The sequence below is a fragment of the Dietzia sp. HMSC21D01 genome (assembly GCF_001815995.1).
Taxonomy (GTDB): Bacteria; Actinomycetota; Actinomycetes; order Mycobacteriales; family Mycobacteriaceae; genus Dietzia; species Dietzia cinnamea.
The window spans coordinates 1-4,786 of record NZ_KV823919.1; the positions used below are offsets into that span (position 1 = coordinate 1).

Annotated in this window: 8 protein-coding genes and 1 pseudogene; 1 reads left to right on the plus strand and 8 read right to left on the minus strand. The window is 67.1% G+C overall.

Annotated elements, in window-relative coordinates:
- A pseudogene (locus tag HMPREF3086_RS18040) lies at window positions 1-887 on the plus strand (IS5 family transposase); the annotation flags it as partial.
- An 868-nt stretch (window positions 888-1,755) separates the two neighbouring features.
- Here the strand turns inward: HMPREF3086_RS18040 and HMPREF3086_RS09145 are convergent.
- The 8 genes from HMPREF3086_RS09145 to HMPREF3086_RS09175 all read right to left on the minus strand — a co-directional run bounded on the left by HMPREF3086_RS09145 (window position 1,756) and on the right by HMPREF3086_RS09175 (window position 4,598).
- Window positions 1,756-2,160 carry a helix-turn-helix transcriptional regulator gene (locus HMPREF3086_RS09145; RefSeq protein WP_070721485.1) on the minus strand — a complete coding sequence of 135 codons (405 nt, stop codon included), beginning with the start codon at window positions 2,158-2,160 and terminating at the stop codon, window positions 1,756-1,758.
- Window positions 2,157-2,327, minus strand: coding sequence for a hypothetical protein (locus HMPREF3086_RS18960; RefSeq protein ID WP_168169077.1), 171 nt, complete (start codon window positions 2,325-2,327; stop codon window positions 2,157-2,159). The genes HMPREF3086_RS09145 and HMPREF3086_RS18960 overlap by 4 nt, the downstream gene beginning before the upstream one ends.
- A gap of 19 nt (window positions 2,328-2,346) precedes the next feature.
- Window positions 2,347-2,607 (minus strand): hypothetical protein, encoded by a 261-nt coding sequence (locus HMPREF3086_RS09150; RefSeq protein WP_070721487.1) that lies wholly within the window; start codon window positions 2,605-2,607, stop codon window positions 2,347-2,349.
- A 37-nt stretch (window positions 2,608-2,644) separates the two neighbouring features.
- Window positions 2,645-3,205, minus strand: coding sequence for a DnaB-like helicase N-terminal domain-containing protein (locus HMPREF3086_RS09155; protein WP_070721495.1), 561 nt, complete (start codon window positions 3,203-3,205; stop codon window positions 2,645-2,647).
- Window positions 3,206-3,245: 40 nt separating this feature from the next.
- The gene (gene nrdH / locus HMPREF3086_RS09160) at window positions 3,246-3,479 is read right to left on the minus strand and encodes a glutaredoxin-like protein NrdH (protein WP_070721489.1); all 234 of its coding nucleotides are present in this window, start codon (window positions 3,477-3,479) and stop codon (window positions 3,246-3,248) included.
- A gap of 56 nt (window positions 3,480-3,535) precedes the next feature.
- Window positions 3,536-3,874 (minus strand): hypothetical protein, encoded by a 339-nt coding sequence (locus HMPREF3086_RS09165; protein ID WP_070721490.1) that lies wholly within the window; start codon window positions 3,872-3,874, stop codon window positions 3,536-3,538.
- A gap of 134 nt (window positions 3,875-4,008) precedes the next feature.
- The gene (locus tag HMPREF3086_RS09170; RefSeq protein ID WP_070721492.1) at window positions 4,009-4,323 is read right to left on the minus strand and encodes a hypothetical protein; all 315 of its coding nucleotides are present in this window, start codon (window positions 4,321-4,323) and stop codon (window positions 4,009-4,011) included.
- Window positions 4,324-4,394: 71 nt separating this feature from the next.
- Window positions 4,395-4,598 carry a hypothetical protein gene (locus tag HMPREF3086_RS09175; RefSeq protein WP_070721494.1) on the minus strand — a complete coding sequence of 68 codons (204 nt, stop codon included), beginning with the start codon at window positions 4,596-4,598 and terminating at the stop codon, window positions 4,395-4,397.
- Between the last annotated feature and the right edge of the window lie 188 nt (window positions 4,599-4,786).

Consider the following 4,786-nt stretch of genomic DNA (forward strand, 5'->3'; position numbering starts at 1 on the left):
GTGGGAGCGGATCGAGCCCCTGTTGCCCTCAAATGCAGGGCGGCAGGGGCATCCGTTTCGAGACAATCGCAAGATCGTCGAGGGGATCGCTTACCGCTATCGAGCAGGCATTCCGTGGCGGGATCTGCCGCGGGATGAGTTCGGTCCGTGGCAGACGGTGTGGAAGCGTCACGCCCGCTACGCACGGGACGGCACCTGGGACCGGATCCTGCACGTGATCCTGGCCGAAGCTGACGCCGCCGGGAAAATCGACTGGAACGTCTCGGTCGATGCAACGATCTGCCGTGCTCATCAGCACGGCACGAACACAACGCGCCCCGAGCAGGACACAGGGGGCACGGTCGAATCACAAGAACAGTCCCTTCCCGGACTGTGAACCCGCAGGTCACGCTATTGGTCGATCGCGGGGTGGGCTGACGACCAAGATCCACAGTGCCGTCGACGGTCGCGGCCGGCCGCTGGCAAATGTGGTCACCGGTGGTCAACGAAACGATGGTGCGATGCTCGCCGAAGTCCTGGCCGACATCCAGGTTCCGCGCCTCGGACGGGGTCGTCCGCGCACCCGCCCGGACGCGGTGATCGCGGACAAGGCGTACTCGTCCGGCACGATCCGTCGACAGCTTCGCAGCCGCAGTATCGCCGCTGTAATCCCCGAGAAGAGTGACACCATTGCCGCCCGCGCTCGGCGGGGAAGCCGCGGCGGCCGGCCGCCGAAACTCGACGTTGACCTCTACAAAGGGCGAAACGTCGTTGAGCGTTCGTTCGCTCTGTCCAAGCAGTGGCGCGCCCTGGCCACTCGCTATGACAAACTCGCGATTACCTACCGCGCCGCCGTCACACTCTGCGCAATCCTGACCTGGCTACGCCATTTGGGAGAGACGCCCTAGCTTCTCGCCAGTGCGCGGACCCACCGTGAGGTCTGTGACGGATGTGCGAGATGGACAACGTGTAGCCCGGGAAACCGGCCCTCCAACGTCGGTATCACTGGCTTGAGCTTCTTCCGCGTGCGCCAGCCCCATCGAAGAATGTGGTCTTCGTCGATGAGGAATTTCCATAGCGGCGGTTCGTAATTCCCGTTCCAAAGGTGCTCGCGCTGCAAGCGTCGGCAGACCGTCCGACGGATGAGGCGGGTCATCTGGATCCTGGTCGGGTAGTCCAGCCACAGGATGGTGTCAGCTCGGGACGCGATAAGGGGCCGCGCTTCGCGGTACTGCAATTCAACGACCCAGCAAGGTGTCGAGATCAGGTCCTCTACGTCCTCGAGAAATGTCTCTCGCCGGGTCCAGTTTGGGCCGTGGTAGAGACTGTCCAACTCGACGCGCTCGCAACGCAGGACTTCTGCCAGCTCATCGCACAAGGTCGTCTTTCCCGAGCCAGAGACTCCAGCTACCGCGATGCGCTTAGGTCCCCAGGTGATCCTGTCATCAGCATTGAGCACTGTGCCATTATCCGCACTTCGCATAGAAGCAGGATGCGGGCTCCCCTACATCCACTTACTCGCCCCATCCAGTGGGCCCGCTTAGCAATAGGAGACACGCCCTAGTAGTTCGGCGGCTCGGTCCTCGCCGAGTTCGGTGATGGCGATCCGGTAGGCGCCGCGGGCGCCCCAGTCCAGCTCGGGAAGGCCGGCGACGACGCGGTGCCAGCGCAGGACCTCGAGGAAGTGCGCCTCGCCTATCTGGTCGGCCGCTTGTCGAATTCAGTCCACCAGCTCGTCCACGCCGGCACCGTAGCCAGGGCCTCCGACACCGGCGGTCAGTGCAGGCCGCGGGCGGCGATCAGACCTGCGACGAACGCGGCTGCTTTGTCGGCCTCGGCGTCGGTGAGGTCGAACTCCTGGCCACCAATCACGGTGCGAGCCGCGCCAAGCGGCTCGAGTCCGAACATGAGGCGGGTGCTGGCCGACAGCGCCGCCCGGTCGGCGATGTCGCCGACGGTGCAGTCCAGGGCCTCGGCGAGTGCTGCGAGCTGGTCCATGCTGATGGCACTGGGCGTCGCGGCCGGCCCGTGGGCGGTGGGCTTTGATTGTCCGCGCTCCCAGGCGCTGATCCAGGGGGATTTCACGCCGACGGCGACGGCGAGCTTGAGCTGGGACAGTCCGCACTCGAGGCGGACGGCGCGGATGGCGCGGCCGAGTGAGCGGGCCTCGTCTGATGTCATTGCCCCTCCCCCGCTGTGTCGGGTCGGATCTCGGCGACGACTGACCAGTGCCCGCCCTCGCGGGCGGTCGACACCACGGACGCCTCGACCCCGCCGAGGGCGCGCCTGCGGCGGTCGAGGTCGATGTGGGCGTGCAGCTCGCTCGGCCCGGTCCCGATCAAGTACATGTCGTCATCGTGCCCGGTGCTACGGCTGTACGGGTGTCGCCCCTGCCGGGGGCGCCTGGGGCGGCGCGTCGAGGGTCAGCAGCCATGAGGTCGCAGCCTCGATCGCCTCGGCGGCGACGGCCGCACCGATGGCGTCCCGGTCGACGGGCTGGCCGGTCGACCGCTCGTGCTTGCACAGGTAAAGGTCGACGGCGTCGGAGACGGTGCCCGGGTCGATCGTGGCTCCAAGTGCTGCCAGGGCGTCGTGCGCCTGGTGCTCGAGCTGGGCCTGCGAGTGCATCTGATCATCCCTTCTGGGTGGTGTCGGTCGCCGACGGTTACTGGGCGGCGGTCGGGCCTGCGGTGAGCGAGGCGCGGCGCTCGGTCTCGGTGCGCATGGCGCGGCCTTGGGCGAGGAGAATCTCGAACAGCTCGGCGGTGGAGGCCTCGGCGCTGGCGCGGGTCAGGGTGTGGGCGGTGGCGGCGAAGGCCCGGCGGTAGGCGGCGTCGAGGACGTCGGCGGCGAGGGTGGTCAGCCCGACGGCGGGGGTTCCGAGCAGGGTGACGGTCTGGAGGGCGTCGGCCAGGAGTCGGCCGTGGTGGCCGGCCATGCGTCCGGCGCTGGTCAGGGCGGCCAGGACGCGGGTCGGGTGGTGGGGCTCGTCTGCGGCGATCAGCTCGGCGATGACGGCGAACAGCTGGCCGTAGCGGGTGTTGAGGAAGTCGCCGGCAGTGAGGTGGCCGGTGATGTGGCGAGCCTCGGTGGTGTCGGTGGTGTGCAGCAGGGCGCAGAGCAGGGCGGCTTCGGGGTCGAGCTCGGGGACGGTGGGGGCGTCGTCGGTGGCGGCGAGGTCGTCGACGTCGACCGGGTCGGCGGTGGCCTGCGGGTCCTCGGTCATGGTCTGCATTGTGGTGTCCCCTCCCCTGCTGGTGGGTGGCTTAGGCGGCGTGGGCCGCGAGGTTCTTGATGCGGTCGGGGCGGAAGCCGGCCCAGTGGTCGTCGGCGGTGACGACGACGGGGGCCTGGAGGTGGCCGAGGGCCATGACGTAGTCGCGGGCGGCGGCGTCGGCGGTGATGTCGACGAGCGTGTACTCGAGGCCGGCCTTGTCGAGGGCCTTGATGGTGGCGCCGCACTGCACGCACTGCGGCTTGGTGTAGACCGTGATGCTCATCGGGAGATCCCTTTCGGGTGGTGCCCGTCTGCCTCTCGGCGATGGGCGGCGGCTCGTCAGTAGTCGAACTCGTCGAGATCGACGACGGGGGAGGTCGAGTGGGTCGCGATGATCGCCTCGGCAACGCCCGGGGTTGAGGCGATGGTCGAGCGGATGATGTCGTCGACGGTGACACCCTCGGCGAGGGCCTTCTCGGCGGGGAGGCCCTGTGTGCGGGGGTCGCTGATGAGGTAGCGGAACGTCATCGCGGTGATGTAGGCGATGCTGTAGATGTCCTCTCCCCTGCCCGGGTGCAGCCGCTCGTCGACGAGCTTCGCTGCCAGCATGGCGACCCCTGCGATGTGGTCGCCGTTGTAGAGGCGGGAATCCTCTACTTCGTAGTTCTGATCGCCCATTGCTCGTCCTTCCTCTCTGGCTCTTGCTTACTTCTATCATACACGCATGATGCGTGTATGCAAGTAGTTTTGGGGGTTTTTTGGTTCTCACCTGCGGTTTTCCCGTCTGCCTCTCGGCGATGGGCGGTTGTGGGCTAGCCCTGGCTGGGGATGGGGGCGAGTCGGTCTCCGGTGACGAGCAGGTCGCCGTTGTAGTCGTCCCGGTGTTGCGGGATGTTGTGGGCGAGGTAGAGGCCGTGGGTTCGCATGGCGACTCGGCTGATCTGGGGGTAGAGGAATCGCTTGTGGCCGTTGAGTAGGGCGGCGGCGTCGTGGCGTTCGATCTCGTGGGTGATGTGAAGTGCCGGCCGCACCTGGGTAACGAGCTCGCGGTTGTCGAGCAGGTGGGTGGCATTGGCTGCGGTGGGCTCGTAGTAGCCGGTGCGGGTCTTCTTCGGACTGGTGTTCATGGCGTTCTCCTGGCTAATGAGGGAGGCGTGCGCCCGTGGGCCGCCCCCGCCGGGTGGCGGGGGCGGTGGGGTCAGGCGGCGGTGACGATCTCGGCGCGGCCGTAGTGATCGTCGCCGCAGACGGTGCAGCGGTAGACGCCGTGGCTCTCGCTGCCGGTGCGGGTGACCATGCCGAGCGCTTCGGCGGTGGCGATTGCGGAGTGGTTCTCCTCAATCGCGGTCCAGTCGTCGTTGACCAGGCCGACGAGGCAGGTAGTGCAGACCAAGTGGTCCATGTTGACTCCTTTCGGGTTCGGGTTGAGGGGCCTGGCGGCCCGCTCTACTTCCAGTATACACGCATCATGCTAGTATGCAACTAGTATGGGCCGGTTAAATCGCCCCTCACTTGCGGCGATACACCCGACACCACGCGGGCAGAGCCGTTCGCGCAGGGCCCCTTTCCCTGACACCTGCCGATCTCGTG